At 69.5% G+C, this 17910-nt stretch carries 18 protein-coding genes; 8 read left to right on the forward strand and 10 right to left on the reverse strand.

From position 1 onward, the window contains the following. Positions 1–107: 107 nt before the first annotated feature. From ACZ6ZD_RS36805 to ACZ6ZD_RS36815, 3 genes are all read right to left on the reverse strand, one after another. Complete coding sequence (locus ACZ6ZD_RS36805) at positions 108–1217, reverse strand: sugar phosphate isomerase/epimerase family protein (protein WP_465679159.1); 1110 nt, start codon at positions 1215–1217, stop codon at positions 108–110. A 139-nt stretch (positions 1218–1356) separates the two neighbouring features. Then, on the reverse strand, positions 1357–2097 hold the full coding sequence (locus ACZ6ZD_RS36810) for an SDR family oxidoreductase (protein ID WP_465679160.1): 741 nt from the start codon (positions 2095–2097) through the stop codon (positions 1357–1359). A 33-nt stretch (positions 2098–2130) separates the two neighbouring features. Continuing rightward, positions 2131–2871 carry an SDR family oxidoreductase gene (locus ACZ6ZD_RS36815; protein WP_465679162.1) on the reverse strand — a complete coding sequence of 247 codons (741 nt, stop codon included), beginning with the start codon at positions 2869–2871 and terminating at the stop codon, positions 2131–2133. A 252-nt stretch (positions 2872–3123) separates the two neighbouring features. On the opposite strand from ACZ6ZD_RS36815, the gene ACZ6ZD_RS36820 reads away from it, so the two are divergent. Beyond that, positions 3124–5334: a M4 family metallopeptidase gene (locus ACZ6ZD_RS36820; RefSeq protein WP_465679163.1), complete on the forward strand. Its 2211-nt coding sequence runs from the start codon at positions 3124–3126 to the stop codon at positions 5332–5334. 46 nt (positions 5335–5380) lie between these two features. Here the strand turns inward: ACZ6ZD_RS36820 and ACZ6ZD_RS36825 are convergent, their stop codons facing one another. The 3 genes from ACZ6ZD_RS36825 to ACZ6ZD_RS36835 form a co-directional block, all read right to left on the reverse strand. Beyond that, positions 5381–6352 carry a helix-turn-helix transcriptional regulator gene (locus ACZ6ZD_RS36825; protein ID WP_465679164.1) on the reverse strand — a complete coding sequence of 324 codons (972 nt, stop codon included), beginning with the start codon at positions 6350–6352 and terminating at the stop codon, positions 5381–5383. Positions 6353–6451: 99 nt separating this feature from the next. Continuing rightward, positions 6452–7189: an SRPBCC family protein gene (locus ACZ6ZD_RS36830; protein WP_465679166.1), complete on the reverse strand. Its 738-nt coding sequence runs from the start codon at positions 7187–7189 to the stop codon at positions 6452–6454. A 2-nt stretch (positions 7190–7191) separates the two neighbouring features. Further along, the gene (locus ACZ6ZD_RS36835; protein ID WP_465679167.1) at positions 7192–7500 is read right to left on the reverse strand and encodes an ArsR/SmtB family transcription factor; all 309 of its coding nucleotides are present in this window, start codon (positions 7498–7500) and stop codon (positions 7192–7194) included. An 88-nt stretch (positions 7501–7588) separates the two neighbouring features. On the opposite strand from ACZ6ZD_RS36835, the gene ACZ6ZD_RS36840 reads away from it, so the two are divergent. After that, positions 7589–8428: an arylamine N-acetyltransferase family protein gene (locus ACZ6ZD_RS36840; RefSeq protein WP_465679168.1), complete on the forward strand. Its 840-nt coding sequence runs from the start codon at positions 7589–7591 to the stop codon at positions 8426–8428. On the opposite strand, the gene ACZ6ZD_RS36845 is transcribed toward ACZ6ZD_RS36840, so the two are convergent. Continuing rightward, positions 8415–9044 carry a TetR family transcriptional regulator gene (locus tag ACZ6ZD_RS36845; RefSeq protein WP_465679169.1) on the reverse strand — a complete coding sequence of 210 codons (630 nt, stop codon included), beginning with the start codon at positions 9042–9044 and terminating at the stop codon, positions 8415–8417. The genes ACZ6ZD_RS36840 and ACZ6ZD_RS36845 overlap by 14 nt on opposite strands. A 108-nt stretch (positions 9045–9152) precedes the next feature. On the opposite strand from ACZ6ZD_RS36845, the gene ACZ6ZD_RS36850 reads away from it, so the two are divergent. Continuing rightward, on the forward strand, positions 9153–10184 hold the full coding sequence (locus tag ACZ6ZD_RS36850) for an aldo/keto reductase (protein ID WP_465679171.1): 1032 nt from the start codon (positions 9153–9155) through the stop codon (positions 10182–10184). A 37-nt stretch (positions 10185–10221) separates the two neighbouring features. Next, complete coding sequence (locus ACZ6ZD_RS36855) at positions 10222–10791, forward strand: TetR/AcrR family transcriptional regulator (protein ID WP_465679172.1); 570 nt, start codon at positions 10222–10224, stop codon at positions 10789–10791. On the opposite strand, the gene ACZ6ZD_RS36860 is transcribed toward ACZ6ZD_RS36855, so the two are convergent. Next, positions 10759–11289 (reverse strand): TetR/AcrR family transcriptional regulator, encoded by a 531-nt coding sequence (locus ACZ6ZD_RS36860; RefSeq protein WP_465679173.1) that lies wholly within the window; start codon positions 11287–11289, stop codon positions 10759–10761. The two genes, ACZ6ZD_RS36855 and ACZ6ZD_RS36860, sit on opposite strands and share 33 nt — an antisense overlap. An 85-nt stretch (positions 11290–11374) precedes the next feature. Between ACZ6ZD_RS36860 and ACZ6ZD_RS36865 the strand changes: the two genes are divergently transcribed. Next, the gene (locus ACZ6ZD_RS36865; protein WP_465679175.1) at positions 11375–12403 is read left to right on the forward strand and encodes an SDR family oxidoreductase; all 1029 of its coding nucleotides are present in this window, start codon (positions 11375–11377) and stop codon (positions 12401–12403) included. A gap of 34 nt (positions 12404–12437) precedes the next feature. Here the strand turns inward: ACZ6ZD_RS36865 and bglS are convergent, their stop codons facing one another. Both bglS and ACZ6ZD_RS36875 read right to left on the reverse strand, forming a co-directional pair. Beyond that, positions 12438–13202 (reverse strand): beta-glucanase, encoded by a 765-nt coding sequence (gene bglS / locus ACZ6ZD_RS36870; RefSeq protein WP_465679176.1) that lies wholly within the window; start codon positions 13200–13202, stop codon positions 12438–12440. Positions 13203–13308: 106 nt separating this feature from the next. Next, complete coding sequence (locus ACZ6ZD_RS36875; RefSeq protein ID WP_465679177.1) at positions 13309–14853, reverse strand: acyl-CoA synthetase; 1545 nt, start codon at positions 14851–14853, stop codon at positions 13309–13311. Between the two features lie 78 nt (positions 14854–14931). Here ACZ6ZD_RS36875 and ACZ6ZD_RS36880 point away from each other — a divergent pair, with 78 nt between their 5' ends. From ACZ6ZD_RS36880 to ACZ6ZD_RS36890, 3 genes are all read left to right on the forward strand, one after another. Further along, complete coding sequence (locus ACZ6ZD_RS36880) at positions 14932–15510, forward strand: TetR/AcrR family transcriptional regulator (RefSeq protein WP_465679178.1); 579 nt, start codon at positions 14932–14934, stop codon at positions 15508–15510. A gap of 4 nt (positions 15511–15514) precedes the next feature. Further along, on the forward strand, positions 15515–16387 hold the full coding sequence (locus ACZ6ZD_RS36885) for an alpha/beta fold hydrolase (protein WP_465679180.1): 873 nt from the start codon (positions 15515–15517) through the stop codon (positions 16385–16387). A gap of 79 nt (positions 16388–16466) precedes the next feature. Then, positions 16467–17891: an amidase gene (locus tag ACZ6ZD_RS36890; protein ID WP_465679181.1), complete on the forward strand. Its 1425-nt coding sequence runs from the start codon at positions 16467–16469 to the stop codon at positions 17889–17891. The last annotated feature ends 19 nt before the right edge of the window (positions 17892–17910 follow it).

The following is a 17910-nucleotide window of genomic DNA, read 5'->3' on the forward strand; positions in this document are numbered from 1 at the left end:
CCCCCCCCCCCCCCCCCCCCCCCCCCCCCCCCCCCCCCCCCCCCCCCCCCCCCCCCCCCCCCCCCCCCCCCCCCCCCCCCCCCCCCCCCCCCCGGCGGTCTGCGCTGTTAGTGGCGGTAGATGGTGAGGTCGGACATGTTGGTGTAGCTGGATGCGGCGAAGTTCAGGGATTGTGCGGGGGCGGATGCGCCGCCGGAGGCTTCGTCGTGTTCCCAATTGGCGTGGTGCAGGTCTGGTGCGCCGATGGTTTGGAAGAACTGCTGGAAGTTGATGTGGCCGTCGCCGAGGGGGACCATGTCGTAGCCGTCGGGGGCTGCTGGGTTGCGGTCGCCGTCTTTGGCGTGGAACAGGGGGAAGCGGGTGGTTCGCGGGGCCACGGCCAGGATGGGGTCGAAGAGGTTGGTCTGCTGGTTGCCGCGGCGGTCGATGTAGGTGCGGTGCTTGAAGCGGGCCACGTAGGCCCAGTAGATGTCCATCTCGAAGAACACGTAGCGCGGGTCGGCCTTGCCGAAGAAGTACTCCAGCCGGCGCATCCCGGACGACCGGGTCGGCTTGCCGGCCGCGTCCAAGGGGCCGGTGTCCAGCAGGAAGTCGTAGGCCTCGTCGTGATTGTGGGTGTACAGCCGCAGGCCACGCGCCTTGGCGCGACGGCCCAGCTCGTTCCAGACGTCGGCGGCGGCGTCCCAGTCTGATTTGTACGCGCTGTACGCGGGGTCGCCGCCGGTGCCGATGTGCTTCATCCCCAGCTCCTGGGCGATGTCCATCTGCTGCTCGAACGTGTCCGGGCTGATCTGGGTGTGGGTGCCGTTGGCGACCAGCCCGTTGTCGTCCAGGATCTTGCGGATCTCCTTGGGCGTGATCTGCCGGCCGAGGACCGCGGTGTTCTGGGTGTAGCCGGCGAACTCGACCTCCCGGTAGCCGATCTCGGCCAGCCGGGCCAGCACCCGCTCGAATCCGTACGGCACACCGCTGTTGTCCGGGGCGGCGCCGATCCGGTCGCGAACGCTGTACAGGATGATCCCGCGATTACGGGACGGGATCAGCGGCTCGGCCCGCAGGCCACGACCGTGACCGTGGTCGCCGCCGGCGAAGGCCGGAGTTGCGGTGGCCAGAACCGGCAGTCCGGCCGCGCCGAGCGCAGCAGCGGCACTCGCGGACGCCGTGAGTACGTTGCGGCGGGTGAACCGGGCCGGAGCCTGCTCTTCCTTGTCATGCATAGGGGTCGCGCCTTTCGACTAGGACGGGAGAGTCGACGGTGCTGAGTGCTCGTGACAGAGCCACGGAAAACCCTTGCAGAGACGCGCCGAACTTTCTACGGTTCGCGACATACTTTTGTCCGAAGACCCACCAAAGTCGTCAGTTCCCGGCCCAGTCGGCGAAGCGGATCGTGCCGAGGACGGCGTTGGCGGCGGGGACGAGGGCGTCCTGGGCGAGGACGGCGCCGTAGCAGCGGGCGTCGGGGTCGGCGACGACTTCGCGTGGGTCGCCGCGGAGGGCGAGGGCGGTGCGGAAGAAGGCGTCCATGGTGGTTCGTTCGGGCCCGGCGATCTCGATCAGGCCGTTCAGTGGTTCGCCGACGGCGGTCTTGGCGAGTTGGTCGGCGACCTCGGCGGCGGCGACGGGCTGGAAGTCGATCGGCTGGACCCGGAGGGTGCCGTCGAGGTCGAAGGAGTCGCCGACCGGGCGGAGGAACTCGTACATCTGAGTGGCGTGGACCAGGGAGTAGGGGACGCCGGAGTCCTTGATCAACTCGGTCTCGGCGATCTTGGCGCGGAAGTGCGGGACCTGCGGCGAGCGCTCGGTGCCGACGACCGCGAAGGCGACGTGATGACGGACGCCGGCCGCCTTCTCGGCACGCAGGGTGTTGGCGATGGCGGTCCGGAACAGCTCGACCTGGGGTGTGTCCTCGAACGACGGCGAGTTCGTCAGGTCGACCACTACCTCCGCCCCCTCCAACGCCTGGTCCAGCCCTTCGCCGGTCAACGGGTTCACCCCGCTGTTGGGCGACGTCCCGACGACCTGATGCCCGGCAGCGGTCAAGCGCTGCAGGACCAGCGACCCGAGTAGCCAGGTACCGCCGATCACGACAATCTTCACAACCATCCTCCTGTTCGTTGACGCCGTGTTCGGCTACTTCTTGGCCCAGTCGGCGAAGCGGATCGTGCCGAGCACGGCGTTGCCGGAGGGAACCAGCACCTCCTTGCCGGTCACCCCGCCGTAGCACCGAGAGTTCGGGTCGGTCTCGACCGGCCGCGGATCGCCGCGTTCGGCCAGCAGTTCACGGAAGAACTCGTCCATCCGGAACCGCTCCGGTCCGGCGATCTCCACCCGGCCGTTCAGCGGCTCGCCGAGAGCGGTCCGGGTCAGCTGCCCGGCGACCTCCGCGGCAGCGAGCGGCTGGAAGTCGATCGGCGGCACTCGCAGCACGCCACCGACGTCGAAGGAGATCTCGAGCGACTGCAGGAACTCGTACATCTGCGCGGCGTAGACCAGTGAGAACGGGACACCCGAGCTCACAACCATCTCGTCCTGCACCAGTTTCGCTTGAAAATAAGGGACTTCCGGTGCCCGCTCGGCCCCCAGGACCGACCACACGACATGATGATCGACGCCGGCGGCCCGTTCGGCGCGCAGGAGGTTGGCGGTGGACGTGCGGACCAGCTCCACCTGATCGTTGTCCTCGACCGAGGGGTTGTTCGTCAGGTCCACCACGACCGACGCCCCCTGCAGCACCTCGTCCAGCCCCTCCCCGGTCAGCGGGTTCACCCCGTTGTTGGGTGACGTCGAGACGGCCTCGTGCCCGGCAGCCCGGACCCGTTGCGCGATGGCCACCCCGAGCCCCCAGGTACCGCCGATCACGACGATCTTCACGACCAACCTCCTGTTGCGCAGACGCTGTTGGCAGCTAAGACCGGACGTCGGCCGATCCTGTGACAGCCGGCGGGTGCCCTGGGCAACGATGTCGTAAATCGGCGGTGCCGATCTCGGTCACGGTGACGCCTTCCGCCGGTGGGAGGGGGTCCGCAAACTCGGAGCACCCCAGGCGCCGGTCGCGGTCGATGTCCCCGATGCGGCCGGCGCACCTTTGGTCGGCCGATCGTCGACCCCGCCTAAGGAGCAGTTGTGAATCGAAGCAGAAGCAGGGTGACCGCGCTCGGCGGTCTCCTCGTGGCCGGGCTGGTGGTGACGCCCGCCTTCGCCGGTGGCGCCGACCGGACGCCGCCCGGCGCCGTCGCCCACGAGTCGAGGTCCTTGGCCGCCGATGAGCAGACGCGCACCCTGGCGAGTGCGTCGGCGCTGGGGCTGGCGCCGGGTGAGAAGCTCAGCGTCAAGGCGGTGATCGAGGACGCCGACGGCGGCACGCATGTGCGGTACGAGCGGACCCTCGACGGGCTCCGCGTCATCGGCGGCGACCTCGTGGCGCACAAGGACGCGAAGGGTGCGATCGAGGAGGTCGTGTACAACCGCGGCCACAAGAACATCGCCCCGGCGTCCCGGACCCCGAAGATCTCCAAGGCGGCCGCTCAGGCCAAGGGCCTCGCCACCGCGCAGGCCACCAAGGAGGAGAAGACGGCTCGCAACGAGTTGGTCGTCCTGGTGACCGACCAGGGCCCCAAGCTGGCGTACGACGTCCTGACCACGGGCCTGCGGGCGAACCAGGTTCCGACCCGGCTGCACACGTACGTCGATGCCGCGACCGGCGCCGTGCTCCTGACCGACGACGAGATCAAGACGGGGACCGGCGACGGCATCCACGTCGGCAACGTCACCATCAACACCACCGCGAAGTCCGGTGGCGGATTCGAGATGCGGGACGCGGCCGGCAACACGGCCACCGACGTCCACAACCAGGGCAACCCCAACACCGGCGAGGGCCCGGACGGCGACATCTTCACCGACGCCGATGACAAGTGGGGTACGGGGGCGCAGTCCGACCGTGCGTCCGCGGCGGTCGACGCGCTCTACGGCGCGCAGAAGACGTTCGACTACTACAAGACCCAGCTCGGCCGGAACGGCATCTGGAACGACGGCCGCGGCGCCCGCTCGCGCGTCCACTTCGCCAATGCGATGGTGAACGCGTTCTGGGACGGCACGCAGATGTCGTACGGCGACGGCGCGAACAACGCCGCCCCGCTCACCGAGCTGGACGTCGCCGCCCACGAGATGAGCCACGGCGTCACCGAGAACACGGCGGGGCTCGTGTACAGCGGCGAGGCCGGCGGCCTGAACGAGGCGACCTCCGACATCTTCGGCACGGCCGTCGAGTTCTACGTCGACAACCCCAACGACGTCCCGGACTACTTCATCGGCGAAGAGATCAACATCCACGGCAACGGGACGCCGCTGCGCTACATGGACAAGCCGAGTAAGGACGGCGTGTCGAAGGACTGCTGGTCCTCGAGCCTCGGCGGGCTCGACCCGCACTACTCCTCGGGCCCGCTCAACCACTGGTACTACATGCTCTCCGAGGGCTCGGGCGCCAAGACGATCAACGGCGTCAGCTACAACTCCCCCACCTGCGGCGGCGCCGCGGCCGTGACCGGCATCGGGCACGCGAAGGCGGAGAAGATCTGGTACCGCACGCTCGCGACTTACCTGACGTCGTCGAGCAAGTACTCCAACGCTCGGACCGGCGCGATCAAGTCGGCCAAGGACCTCTACGGGCAGGGCTCGGCCGAGTGCCTGGCGGTGGAGAAGGCGTTCACGGCCATCTCGGTCGCGGCGACGAGCGAGACATGCGGCACCGGCAACCCCGAGCCGGGCGCCCCGACCGTCACCAACCCGGGCGCGCAGACGAGCACGGCCGGTACGGCGGACTCGCTGCAGCTCGCAGCGACCGGCGGCAGTACGCCGTACTCGTGGTCGGCGACGGGTCTCCCGGCCGGTCTCACGGTCAACTCGTCGTCCGGACTCATCTCCGGGACGCCGACCACCGCGGCCACCTCGTCGGTGACGGCGAAGGTCACGGACGCCGCGGGCAAGTCGGCCAGCGTCACGTTCTCGTGGGTCGTCTCGAGCAGTGGCGGTGGCGGGGCTTGCACCGGTGACCTCAAGTACAACGGCACCCTGACCTCGGGCGGGACCAAGACCTTCCCGGCCTTCAGTGACAGCGATGCGGGTCAGTTGAAGGTCTGCCTCGACGGGCCGACCGGCAGCGACTTCGACGTCTACCTGCAGCAGCAGCTGTTCGGCTACTACTGGGTGACGGTTGCCCAGGGCACCAGTCCGAACCCGGACGAGTCGTTCACCTACAACAACACGGCGGGGACCTACCGCCTGCAGGTGAAGTCCGACTCCGGATCGGGTGCGTTCACGGCGTCCGTGTCTGAGTGACCTTGTTGGACGGCCCCGGCGCGGCTGCGTGCCGGGGCCGTTCGGCTCAGATCCAGTCGCGGCGGCTCGCTTGGACGGCCAGCTGGAACCGGCTGTGCGCGCCGAGCACCTCTTCGAGCCGAGCGATCCGCCGTCCGACCGTACGTGCACTCACACCCAAGTCACGCGCGATCGCCTCATCGGTCAGGCCGGCAGCCAAATACGACAGCAACTGTTGCTCTCCCGGCCCCGGACGATCCAGGGCATCGACCCCCTGGGACTCCGTCGACAGTGGCACGCCCATCTGCCAGAACACCTCGAACAGCCCGATCAGACAGTCCAGCAGGCCGGACTCATGGACGACGATCGCCGACCGCCGCGCCCCTTGCTGACCCGGGACCGTGATCAGCGCCCGCTTGTCGTCGAACAACATCAGGTTGAGCGGAACCTGCGCGAAGACACGCGCCTGCTCGCCGGCCGCGATGCACTGATGGACGGCGGCCAGTCCTTCGAAGTCCTCGAGCACCGAGACGCCGTACAACCCACGCGCCCGGACGCCGCGCTCCAACGCGTCGAGGAAGCCGACTGCCACCCTGGGCGGCGGAATCTTCATCCCGGGCTGCACCTTCCGCGGCGAGACCGGACCAATACACAAACCGTCGACGGTCGAGCTCGCATCGCCCATCAACTCGGCCTCGACGGCGTTGATCCGGACCTCGTCGGCGATCACCTCCACGAAGTTCAGCCGATCGTCGGCCTCGCTCCAGATCTCGGCGAACAGCGAAGCGAACCGGCGCGCGGCGTCCGCGGCCTTCACATGCTCGGCCGCCACATGCTCCAACGGAATCCGCGGCGCCACCGCCTCGATCATCCCGTCCCGGACGTCGAGCAGACCGATCCCGGCCAGTACCTCCACCTCGCGCGCCGCGACCTCGCAATCCACCCCGGCCCGCTCGGCCAACTCCGCCAACCGCACCCTTCCCCCCACGACGGCAGCCCGATAAATCGGCTCCGCCGCGGCCGAAAGCAACGATCCCATCCGCCCGTCCTACCACCTCCCCCACCACCTAAGCGAGGGTCCAGAACCGCCGACGTTGCCCGGTGGCCACGGCAGTCACCGTGGCCACATCGGCGGTGACTATCTGTCGCTCGCGGGCGGGGTTTCGAGGAGATCTGCGGCGAGTCGGTTGAGGCGTTCGCGCCAGGCGGCTAGGGCTTTGTCGGGGGTGGCGAGGCCTGACTGGGTGAGGACGAGGCGGGCGCCGTGGCCGGTGCCTGGGTTCAGCTCCCAGTGGAGGTTTTCGTCTTGCCAGGTGGCGAGTTCGGGGCGGACTGTTTCGGCGGGGCGGGTCAGTTGGCGCTCGAAGCGGACCTGCCAGCCGTCGGCGGTTTCTTCGGCGGTGCCCTCGTCGAGTTCGAGGAGGGCGAGGTAGCGGTCATGGAGGGGGCCGGTGTCGGGCTCGATGTCGATCGGCTTGTCGTCCAGGCGAAGGTCGAGGGCGTCGAGGCACAGGGACCAGCCGGAGCCGAAGCTGGCGGCGCCGAAGTGGTCGTCGAAGGTGTGACTGAGGACGAGCAGGCAACCGTCGTCTGCTGGCAGGAGCTCCCAGCGGAGGACTTCGCCGCTCCAGGTGAACGCGAAAACGCGCGGCGGGTCGAACTCGAGGACTTCGCCGTCGCCGCCCGGTTCGCCGTCCATCAGGTACTCGACAGGGCTGCCGATCCGCGGCTGCAGGCGGACGGTCGCGGGGAACCAGTGGACCAGCTCCTCCGGGTCGGTCAGCGCGCGCCAAACCTTCTCCGCCGGGTGGCGCAGCCGGCGCTCCATCCGCAGTACTGAGCGGCCCTCGATTCTGCGCAGGGTCTCGTTCGCCATCGTCAGCCTTCCATCCGATCCAGGTGGTCTTCGAGGTCGTTCAGAGCGCCGTCCCACAGCAGCCGGTACGGGTGCAGCCAGGCATCCAGCTCGCGCAACGGCTCCAGCCGGAGCTCGTACCAACGCCGCTGCGCATCCTGCCGGACGCCGACCAGCCCCGCCTCCCGCAGGACGCGCAGGTGCTTCGACACCCCCGGCTGACTGACGCCGAGCTCGACGGTCAACTCACCGACCAGCCGCGGCCGCTGCCGCAGCAACTCGAGAATCTGCCGCCGCCGCGGCTCGGCCAGAACATCGAAGGGTGCGCTCACACGATCCAACATACCCAGTTGGCTATATAACTGCAAGAGCATGTAAGCGCCCCGTCACAGGCGCGACCGATCGCTGGTCTAGGAGAGCATGGATACTGGTGCGCTTTTACGGCGGATCGGCGTGCGGCACGACGGTCCACCAGCAGTTGAGGCCTTGGCGCGGTTACACGAGGCGTACGTCGATCAGATCCCATACGAGTCCATCCAGTTTCAGCTGACGCCGGGTGCGCCGCTCGACCTCGATGAGACTGCGCGGCGGATCGTCGACCGTGAGGCGGGCGGGTACTGCTTCCAGCTGAACGGCGTCCTGGCTCGCTTGCTGACCGACCTCGGGTACCGGGTCAGAATGCATGCCGGTGGCGTCGAGACGCCGACTCGGCCTGGCGACGTCGACGGGACGCATCTGGTGCTGACCGTCACCGGACTGGCCGACGATCCGGAGCGGGTTTGGCTCGTGGACGCCGGGCTCAGCGGGGCGCTGTTGCGGCCGATTCCGCTGGAGGCGAGCGCATGGCATCAGGAGCCGTTCGACCTGCGGCTCCGGCGTTCCGAGAAGACCCACGGATGGCGCCTCGATCACGACCCGCGGGCAAGTATCACCGGGATGGACTTCGCCGCCCGGCCGGTCAGCTTCGAACAGTTCGCCGCCCAGCACGCGATCCTGTCGACCGACCCCGAAGCCGGCTTCGTCCGCACCGCATTTGCCTTTAGACGTAAGGCGAAATCGCTACTCGTCCTGCGCTCACTGAGCCACACCGAGGTCCTCGCCGAGCGCGACGACAACCTCATCGTCGAGACGCCGGCGGACTACTTCGCGCTACTCGCCGACGAGTACCACCTCCCCTTCCCGCAGTACGGCGGCGCGCAGCGCGAGCAGCTGTGGCGGCAGGTCCATCAGCAGTACGAAGAGTTCCTCACTCGCGCTTGAAGGTCGGGCGCCGATAGACGCCGTACCACCAGATCAGCGCGAGCTCGCGCGCGAAGACGGCGTCCTCCGCGGGGTCGCCGTTCTCCAGCTGGTCGGCGATCGCGCGCTCACCGCCCGGGACGATGATCCGAGTGGCGCTGACCGGGTCGACATCGGCCGGGACGCGGCCGGCGGCCTGTTCGGCGCGAAGCAGGTCGCTCGTCCGGGTGCTGAACGGCGCCAGCTCGGCCTCCCAGAAGCTCCGGACGGTCTCGTCGTACGCCGCCACCTCGGCGAGCGCTCGACGGACGGCGCCGTGCGCGCGGTAGACGCCGAGCACCTCCAGGAAGGTCTCGGCGAGCCGGTCAGGGCCGTCGGTCGGCGCCCAGGCCGAGGCGACGACGTACGACGAGCTCGTCATCTCGGCGCCGAGCCGGACCAGCAGGTCGGCCTTGTCCTTGAAGTGGATGTAGAAGGTCGAGCGAGCGACGCCGGCCTCCTTGCAGATCGCCTGGACGCCGAGCTCGGTGAACGTCGACCCGCCCGCCAGCAACCGCCGGACCGCGGCCAGCAGCTCGGCCTCCGCGGTGGCGGGGCGGCCCGGCTGCGCGCCGCTCCGGCGGGTGATCGATGGCATGGGCCGAGCATACCGGCGGAAACAGTTTTAAGACACCTTGTCCGGACATCATGTAGCATGGTTTTTGGACACACTGTCCGGACACACTGTTCAGGAGGATGGATCACCGTGAAATATCGACTGCTCGGCCGGACCGGAGTCTGGGTCTCGGAGATTTCGCTGGGCGCGATGACGTTCGGGGGCGCGTCCCACCCCGTCTACAGCAACCTCGGCATGCTCGGGCAGGCCGAGGCGGACCGGCTCGTCGGCACCGCGCTGGACGCCGGGGTCAACTTCATCGACACCGCCGACGTGTACTCCGACGGCGAGAGCGAGGAGATCCTCGGCCAGGCGATCCGGCAGCGCCGTAGCGACGTCGTCCTGGCCACCAAGTTCATGGCGCCGGTCGGCGCGACCGCCGGGCCGAACGCGCGCGGCGCCTCCCGGTTGCACGTGATGAACGCGCTCGAGGACAGCCTGCGCCGGCTCGGCACCGACCACATCGACGTCTACTACATGCACAACCACGACCACCTGACGCCGATCGAGGAGACGCTGGGCGCACTCGACGACGCCGTCCGGCAGGGCAAGATCCGGTACGCCGCCTGCTCGAACTTCGCCGCCTGGCAGGTCGCCAAGGCGCTCGGGATCTCCGAGCGCGAGCACTCGGCGCGATTCGTCGCGAACCAGGTCCACTACTCGCTGCTCGGCCGGGACGCCGAGCGCGACCTGGTCCCGATGGCCGAATCCGAAGGGGTCGGCCTGACCATCTGGGCGCCACTGGTCGGCGGATTCCTGACCGGCAAGTTCGACCGCGGCGGCGTCACCGACCCGGGCTCACGACGAGCCCGGACCGGGATCGACTTCGTCCCGTTCGACGAGGAGAAGGGCTTCGACGTCCTGGACGTCGTCCGCGCCGTCGCCAAGCGGCACGACGCGAACCCGGGCCAGGTCGCGATCGCCTGGCTGCTCGCGCAGCGGGCCGTCACCAGCGTCGTCGTCGGGGCCCGCAAGATCGAGCAGTTCACCGACAACCTGGCCGCGAGCGACCTCACGCTGACCGCGGAGGACCTGGCCGAACTCGACGCGGCCAGCGCCCTGCCGCCGGCGTACCCGAACTGGATCCAGACCGGCGCCGAAGGACTGCGCTACCCGGCCTGAGCTAGACCGAACGTTCTGTCGGCTATTCTCGGAGGTGATGACCAAGACCTCCGCCGCGCGCACCCGCCTGCTCGAGACCGCGACGCAGGTCTTCTACGCCGAAGGCCTGCACGCCGTCGGTATCGACCGGATCGTCGCCGAGGCGCAGATCACCCGCGCCACGCTCTACCGGCACTTCCCCAGCAAGGACGACCTCGTCGTCGCCTACCTGGAGAGCGTCAGCCAGATGGAGCGCGACCAGGTCGGCGCGGCCGTCGACAGCGGCCGCGCACCGGCGGACGTCGTCCGTCTGATCGCCGAATCGATCACAGCCGGCATCGGCTCCCCGGTGTTCCGCGGCTGCGCCTTTCTGAACGCCGCCGCGGAGTACCCCGACCCTGAGCACCCGGTGCACCGAGCCGTGCTGGCCCACCGCGCCTGGTTCCAGACCACGGTCACCGAGCTGTTCGCGCAATTCGACGCACCTTCGGTCCGGGCGCTCCAGTTCGTCATGCTCCGCGACGGTGCAATGGCCGCCGGCTGCCTGGCCGACCCAGCTGGCGTCAGCGCGACCTTCCTCGAAGCCGTCGCCGGGCTATTGCCGGAGTCCGTCGAGAATCAGGGCTAGCATCCGCGGCGAGCGATCCTCGGGGCCCGGCGCGGCCCGCCACAGCGCGCCGGTGAGCTGGAGGAAGTCGCCGGGGTCGGCGTCCGCGCGAATGCTCCCGTCCCGCTTGCCCGCGTCGAGGATCCGGCCGATGGCTGCCACCACGGGCTCATAGGTCTGCTCGGCGATCGCCTGGTGGGCGGCGGGGCTGAGCGCGTCTCCCAGGCCGTGTTTGCGGCGCATCGCCTCGACCAGGCCGGTCGTCCACTGGCGGAGCGCCTCCAACGGCGGCAGCTCGGCCAGTAGCTGGGTCACGCCGTCGGTGATGTGGTCGACCTCGTCCTGATAGACGGCGAGCACCAGCGACTCCCGGGTCGGGAAGTTGCGGTAGAGCGTGCCCGCGCCGACGCCGGCGCGCTGCGCGACCTGGTTCAACGACGTCGCGCCGTCCGCGGCGAAGGCTTCGCGGGCGGCGGCGAGGATGCGGGCCCGGTTCTCACGAGCGTCGGAACGAACCACGGACAGACCTCTCCTTGCTAAGTGGAGAACTCTCCACTACTGTAAATGGAGAACTCTCCACATAGCTTAGAGGAGGACACCAGAGATGTCACAGGTCATGGTCACCGGAGGCTCGGGATTCATCGGAGGCTGGTGCGTGCTCGCGCTGCTGCAGGCCGGGCACGACGTCCGGACGACCGTCCGCAGCCTGGATCGGGAGCCGGCGCTGCGCGCTCAGCTGCACGCCGCCGCCGACTTCGAGGACGCGCGGCTTACCGTCGTCCGCGCGGATCTGCAGAGCGACGACGGCTGGGCGGAGGCGGTCGCGGGCAGCGAGTACGTGCTGCACGTCGCGTCGCCGACGTTGCGGAACGGGCCGGCGAGCGAGGCCGAGATGGTCAGCGCCGCGCGGGACGGCGTCCTGCGCGTGCTGCGCGCGGCCCGCGATGCCGGGGTACGCCGGGTGGTGCTGACGAGCGCGTTCGGGGCGATCGGTTACGGGCACCCGCGCCGGAAGGCGCCGTTCACCGAGGCGGACTGGACGAACGTCGACGCCGAGATCGCGCCGTACCAGAAGTCGAAGACGCTGGCCGAGCGCGCCGCCTGGCAGTTCATCGAGGAGGAAGGCGGCACACTCGAGCTGACCGCCGTCCACCCGGTCGCCGTCATCGGCCCGGTCCTCGGGCCGGACGACCCGCCGTCGCTACGCACGATCAGCAGCATGCTGGACGGCGATCTGCCCGCCTGCCCGCCGTTCGGCACCAGCTGGGTCGACGTCCGCGACGTCGCCGACCTGCACCTACGCGTGATGACCGAGCCGACCGCAGCCGGCGAACGCTGGCTCGCATCAGCCGGCCCCAGCCTGCGCATCGTCGAGGTCGCCCGCATCCTCCGCCGACGACTCGGCGACCGCGCCGCGAGCGCCCCGACCCGCGAGCTCCCACTCCCCCTCGCGCGCTTCATGAGCCGCTTCAACCCCCAACTACGCGCCCTACGCCCCCAACTCGGCCAAGACTTCAACGCCACCAGCGCAAAAGCCGAGCGCCTCCTCGCCTGGCAACCACGCCCCATCGAGGACACAATCGCCGAAACCGCCGAAACCCTACTCACCCACCGCCACCCGGCAGCCGCCTGACTCAACCAAGCCAGGACGGCGCCCGGGTGAGGGATCAGTACTTGGTGTAGCGGGCGGAGTCGAAGGAGGCGGTCAGGGTGGTGCCGGGGTAGGTGAAGGGGCCGGTCCAGCTGTCGACGCCGGTGGCCGGCCAGAGGTTGAGCATGAGGCGGCCTGGGTGGGTTGGGAGCGGGCCGCGGGAGCCGTTCTCTTGGTGGACGAGGCGGCCGTCTACGAACCAGTTGATGGTGCCCTGGTTCCACCACTCGATCGCGTAGTCGTGGTAGCCGGCTGCGGCGTCGAAGCCGAGGTTGATGATCTTCTCGTGGCCGCCGACGCCGTTGGTGAAGTAGTTGGTCTGCATCTGGGTGGTGTTCTTGCCGAGGATCTCGATGTCGATCTCGTCCCACGGCTGGCCGTCGCTCGGGCCCGTGTAGGTGAAGAAGCCGGTGACGGTGCCGGATGCCTTGACGGCCTTCATCCGCACTTCGTAGCGGCCGTAGGAGTAGAGGTCGTTGGTCCGTAGCTCGCCGGAGGCGTAGGGCTTGCCGGAGCAGCCGCCCGGGCAGGAGGCGTTGTCGAGGTTGAGGCCCATCACGCCGCCGTTGAACCAGACGTGGTCGGCACGCCAGCCGGCGTTGAACATGCCGCCGTTGCTCCAGCCGTCGGCCTTGTGCCAGCGACCGGTGTCGAAACCGTCGAAGTTGTCGACGAAACTGCCGCCGATGGCGGTCGTGGCAGCTTGGCTGCCGGTGGGGGCGAGTACGCCGAACGCGAGGGTGGCGCTGATCGCGAGCAGGGCTGTGACGCGTCTGAACATGATGTCCTCCGGGGGCGGGGAGTCGGCAGCTAGAGGATGAAATTGGGAGCGCTCCCGGTCAACACCCCGCCGGTTCCGGAACTTGTTTCAGACCTTGTTCAAAGACCTAGTGGACTTGGCGATCCGCGGCACCCCAGTGGACTTCGCGCAACTCCCGCTTGAGAACCTTCCCGGCGCCCGAAATCGGGAGCGCTTCCACCAGTTCGAGCGATCGCGGCGCCTTGTAGCCGGCGATCAGCGTCTTCACATGGTCGCGCACCTCGGTCAGCGTCAGGCTGATGCCGGGCTGCGGGACGACGACCGCGTGCACCCGCTCACCCCACTCCGCATCCGGTACGCCGATGACCGCGCACTGAGCCACCGCCGGATGCCGCGCGATCGCGTTCTCCACCTCGGCCGAGTACACGTTCTCACCGCCGCTGACGATCATGTCCTTGATCCGATCGACGACGTACAGGTAGCCGTTCTCGTCCAGCTGCCCCGCGTCGCCGGTGTGGAACCAGCCGTCCCGGATCGCCGCGGCAGTCTCGGCCGGCTTGTCCCAGTAGCCGTGCATGACATGATCGCCGCGGACGACGATCTCGCCGACCGTCCCGGCGGGGACTGGCGCGCCGAGTGGATCGACGATCCGGAGCTCGTTGTGCGGTGCGGAACGACCCGCCGAGCGGAGCAGCCCGCGCCGGTGATCGGCCGGGGTCAGGACGGTCACGATCGGAGCGGTCTCCGTCAGGCCGTACGCCTGCGTGAAGGTCACATCCGGCAGGACCTTCATCGCGCGCTCCAGCACCGCGGCCGGAATCGGCGAGGCGCCGTACAGCACGGCATGCAGGCTGGTCAGGTCGTAGTCGCCGATCGCCGGATCGTCGACCATCAGCTGGATCATCGTCGGGACGACGAGGACGTCGGTCACGCCGTGGGCGGCGATCGCCTCGAAGACCGGGGCGGTCTTGAAACTCGGCACGATCACATGACTCCCGCCCATCAGCAGCGTCGAGCCCCAGACCGCGAGCGCGGCCAGATGGAACATCGGCGCACAGTGCAGCGAGCGCGAATCGGCCGTCGGCAAACACCCGGTGGCGGCGGACCCGAGCCACGAGGTGGCCAGATTCGCATGCGAGAGCATGACACCCTTCGGGAACCCGGTCGTCCCGCCGGTGTAGAACACGCCGGCCAGCTTGTCGCCGCCACGATGCGCGTCCACGATCGGCACCGCGCCCGCGATCAGGCTCTCGTAGTCGAGAGCGCCGTCCGGCGCCGGGCCGTCGCCGACGTGGATCACCGTCGTCAGGCCGGGCACATTCGCCCGCAGCGCGGGCAGCATCGGCGCGAACGCGTCGTCCACGAAGAGCGTCCGGGTGTCGCAGTCCGCCAGCGAGTAAGCGATCTCGGCCGCGCTCCAGCGGATGTTCACCGGGTTCAGGACGGCGTCCGCCCAAGGGACGGCGATCAGGTACTCGGAGTAGCGGTCGGAGTTGAGCGCGAGGATTCCCACCCGGTCCCCCGACCTGACGCCGAGCCCGCGTAACGCACCCGCCAGCCGGGCGACCCGATCGGCCACCTCCCGGAAGGTTCGTTGCCGTGGGCCACAGATCGTCATGACCGCGTCCGGCTGCTGCTGAACGGCCCGGTGCAAACCCTGGGTCAGATCCATCGCACACCCCTCTGGCAAAGTGCTCACGAAAGCTCTAGAGTGAATTCACTGCACGGCGTAGCGTAATGGAGTATCACTGTGGCCGGACGTCCCCGCAACCCCGAACTCGAACAGCGCTTGCTGCAAGCGACCTGGGAGCTGCTCACCGAGCGCGGCTACGACGCGCTGACGCTGGCCGAGGTGGCCAACCACGCCGGCGCGCACCGCACCGACGTCTACCGCCGCTGGTCGAGCAAGGCGCAGCTGGTCGTCGACACGCTGACCGAGCACCTGCCGCCGATCGTCGCTCGCGACACCGGCTCACTGCTGTCCGATCTGCGCTCGATCCTCGGCGCCTTCGCGGAGTCCTGGTCCTCGTCCTGGATCGACGGCGCGGTCGCGCTGTCCGCCGACCTGCAACGCGATCCGGACGCCGAGCTGGCCTTCCGCCGGATGGGCGAAGGGCGCGGGACGGCGCTCAGTGACGCGCTCAACCGGGCGATCGAGCGCGGCGAGATCGCCGCCACCACCGATCGCGCCCTGGTCGGCGACCTGGTCGAGGGCCCGCTGATGCACCGGCGGATCGCGGCCCGCCAGCCGCTCACTCCCGAGTTCCTCGACGCGCTCGCCGCCGTCGTCCACCAGGTCCTGACCGCGGGGTCCCCAGCGAAACGGTGATGCCATGTCCCTGTACCCCGGCGCCGGGCTGACCGAGCAGTACGTCGTCCTCCCGGACGGTCGCCGACTGCGCACGATCACCGCCGGCAGCGGCGACGGCCCGCTCGTCGTCTTCGAAGCAGGGATGAGCGCCCCGGCCGCCTCCTGGGCCCATACCCAGCGCGCGATCGCCGTCCACACCCGAACGCTCTCCTACGACCGAGCCGGGTACGGCGGCAGCGACGTCGACCCGGCCCACCGCACGCTCGAACGCATCGCCGACGACCTGACCGCCCTGCTCGACGCCGTCGGCGAGACCGCGCCGGTCGTCCTGGTCGGGCACAGCTGGGGCGGCCCGATCATCCGGCTGTTCGCCGAGCGGCATCCGGAACGCGTTGCGGGTCTCGTCTTCATCGACGCCACGATCGTCGAGGTGATGCCCGCGAGCGACAGCCGAGTCCTGTCCGCGTCGTTCGCGATCATGGGCCTACTGGCCCGGTTCGGCGGCCAGGGCCTGGTCATGAAGCAGACCATCGCGCACTGGTCTCCCGAGATCAGCACGGCCGACCGCGAGCTGTTGGCCCGCGACTACGCCTGCGCCCGCGCGATGCGCGCCGCCCGGCGGGAGGCGCGACAGGTGATCCCGGCCCTCGCCACGATGCGCCGGCTGCAGGACGCCGGGACGCCCGACGTACCGACCATCTGCCTGCAGGCCGGGCGGGTCGATCGCGGTATGAAGGACCGCCGCCCGGCGTTCAACCAAGCGGCTGCCGATCTGATGGCCGCCGTCCCGCGCGGCCGGGTCGAGATCGCCGCCGGCACCGGACACCTTGTCCCGCAGGAGAATCCGGCCGCCGTCCACGCGGCGATCCTGGAGATCCTCGCCGCGGCGAGCTGACTTCCCGCGATCCCTTGTGCTCGACCGAGGGACAGCTCTACATTACTTAAACTGCATGGTGTAGCGAAATGGGGTCGGTGTGGTGGGCAACGAACTGCACGAGCTGTCGGCGGCGGCGCAGGTCGCGGGGTTGCGGGCGCGCGACTTCAGCTCGCGGGAGTTGACCGCGCACTACCTGGAGCGGATCGCCAAGTACGACGAGGGTCTCGGGGCCTTCGTCAGCGTCTCGGCGGATCTGGCGATGGCCGAGGCCGCCGCGGCCGACGACACCTGGACCGCGGGCGCGTTGCGCGGACTGCCGCTGGGGATCAAGGATCTGTTCCCGACGGCCGGCGTCCGGACGACGTTCGGGTCGGCCGCGTTCGCCGACGCCGTTCCCGAGGCGGACGGCTGGGCGACCGGCCTGCTGCGGCGGGCCGGCGCGGTGCTCGTCGGCAAGACGAACACTCCTGAGTTCGGCTCGACCTGTTACACCGAGAACGACGTCACGGCTCAACCGTCGGTCACGCCGTACGACCTGACGCGGTACGCGAGCGGGTCGAGTGGCGGCGCGGCGACCGCCGTCGCGGCCGGATTGTTGCCGGTGGCCCATGCCAGCGACGGCGCCGGATCGATCCGGACGCCGGCCACGACCTGTCATCTGGTCGGTGTGAAACCCAGCCTGGGCCTGGTCACGCCCGCGGTCCCGGCGGGATCCTTCTTCCCGACCTCCGTCGAGGGGCCGATCGCCCGTACGGTCGAGGATGCCGCGCTGCTGCTCGACGTGATGGCCCAGCCCTGGCCGGGCGACCTGCACGGCTGGCGGCCGGATCAGTCGTTCGGCCAGGCGATCAAGCGGCCACCGCGCCCGCTCAAGATCGCCGTCTGGACCGAGACCGGTCTCGACGGCATCACCCCGCATCCGGAGACGGTGCTCGCCGTCGAGCGGACGGCGATTCTCCTGCAGGAGCTGGGACATGAGGTCCGCGAGATCCGCATCCCGGCCAGCTGGGACGAGTCGGTCCGCCGCGCGATGCGCACCCACTTCGGCTACCTGGTCAACCTGGTGGTCGAGACGATGGTCCCCGCCGACCGGGCGGATCTGGTCACGCCGTACACGCAGTTCCTGAACGGCATCGGCGCCGAGCTGTCCGGCGCCGACGTCCTGACCGCGCAGGGAATCATGGTCCGCTTCGCCGGCGCGTTCCTGTCCGCCTTCGCGGACGTCGACGTCGCGCTCACCCCCGTCACCAGCGGCCCGCCGGTGCCGATCGGCCACTTCGAGGCCGACGGTATCGAGGCCGTCATCGACCGGATGCTCGAGTGGTCGGTCCACACCCCGTGGGCCAACCTGACCGGGCAGCCGGCCGTCGCACTGCCCTCCCATCTCGATCCCGACGGGCTGCCGTACGGCGTCCAGCTCGTCGGCCGTCCTCGCCACGACCTGGAGCTGCTCGCGCTCGCCGCGCAGCTCGAGGGCGCCGCCCGGTGGGACGACGTCCACCCACCCTGCTGGAGTCAGTGACGACCAGCCAGTCCCGCAA

This window comes from Kribbella sp. NPDC104218 (assembly GCF_055584105.1).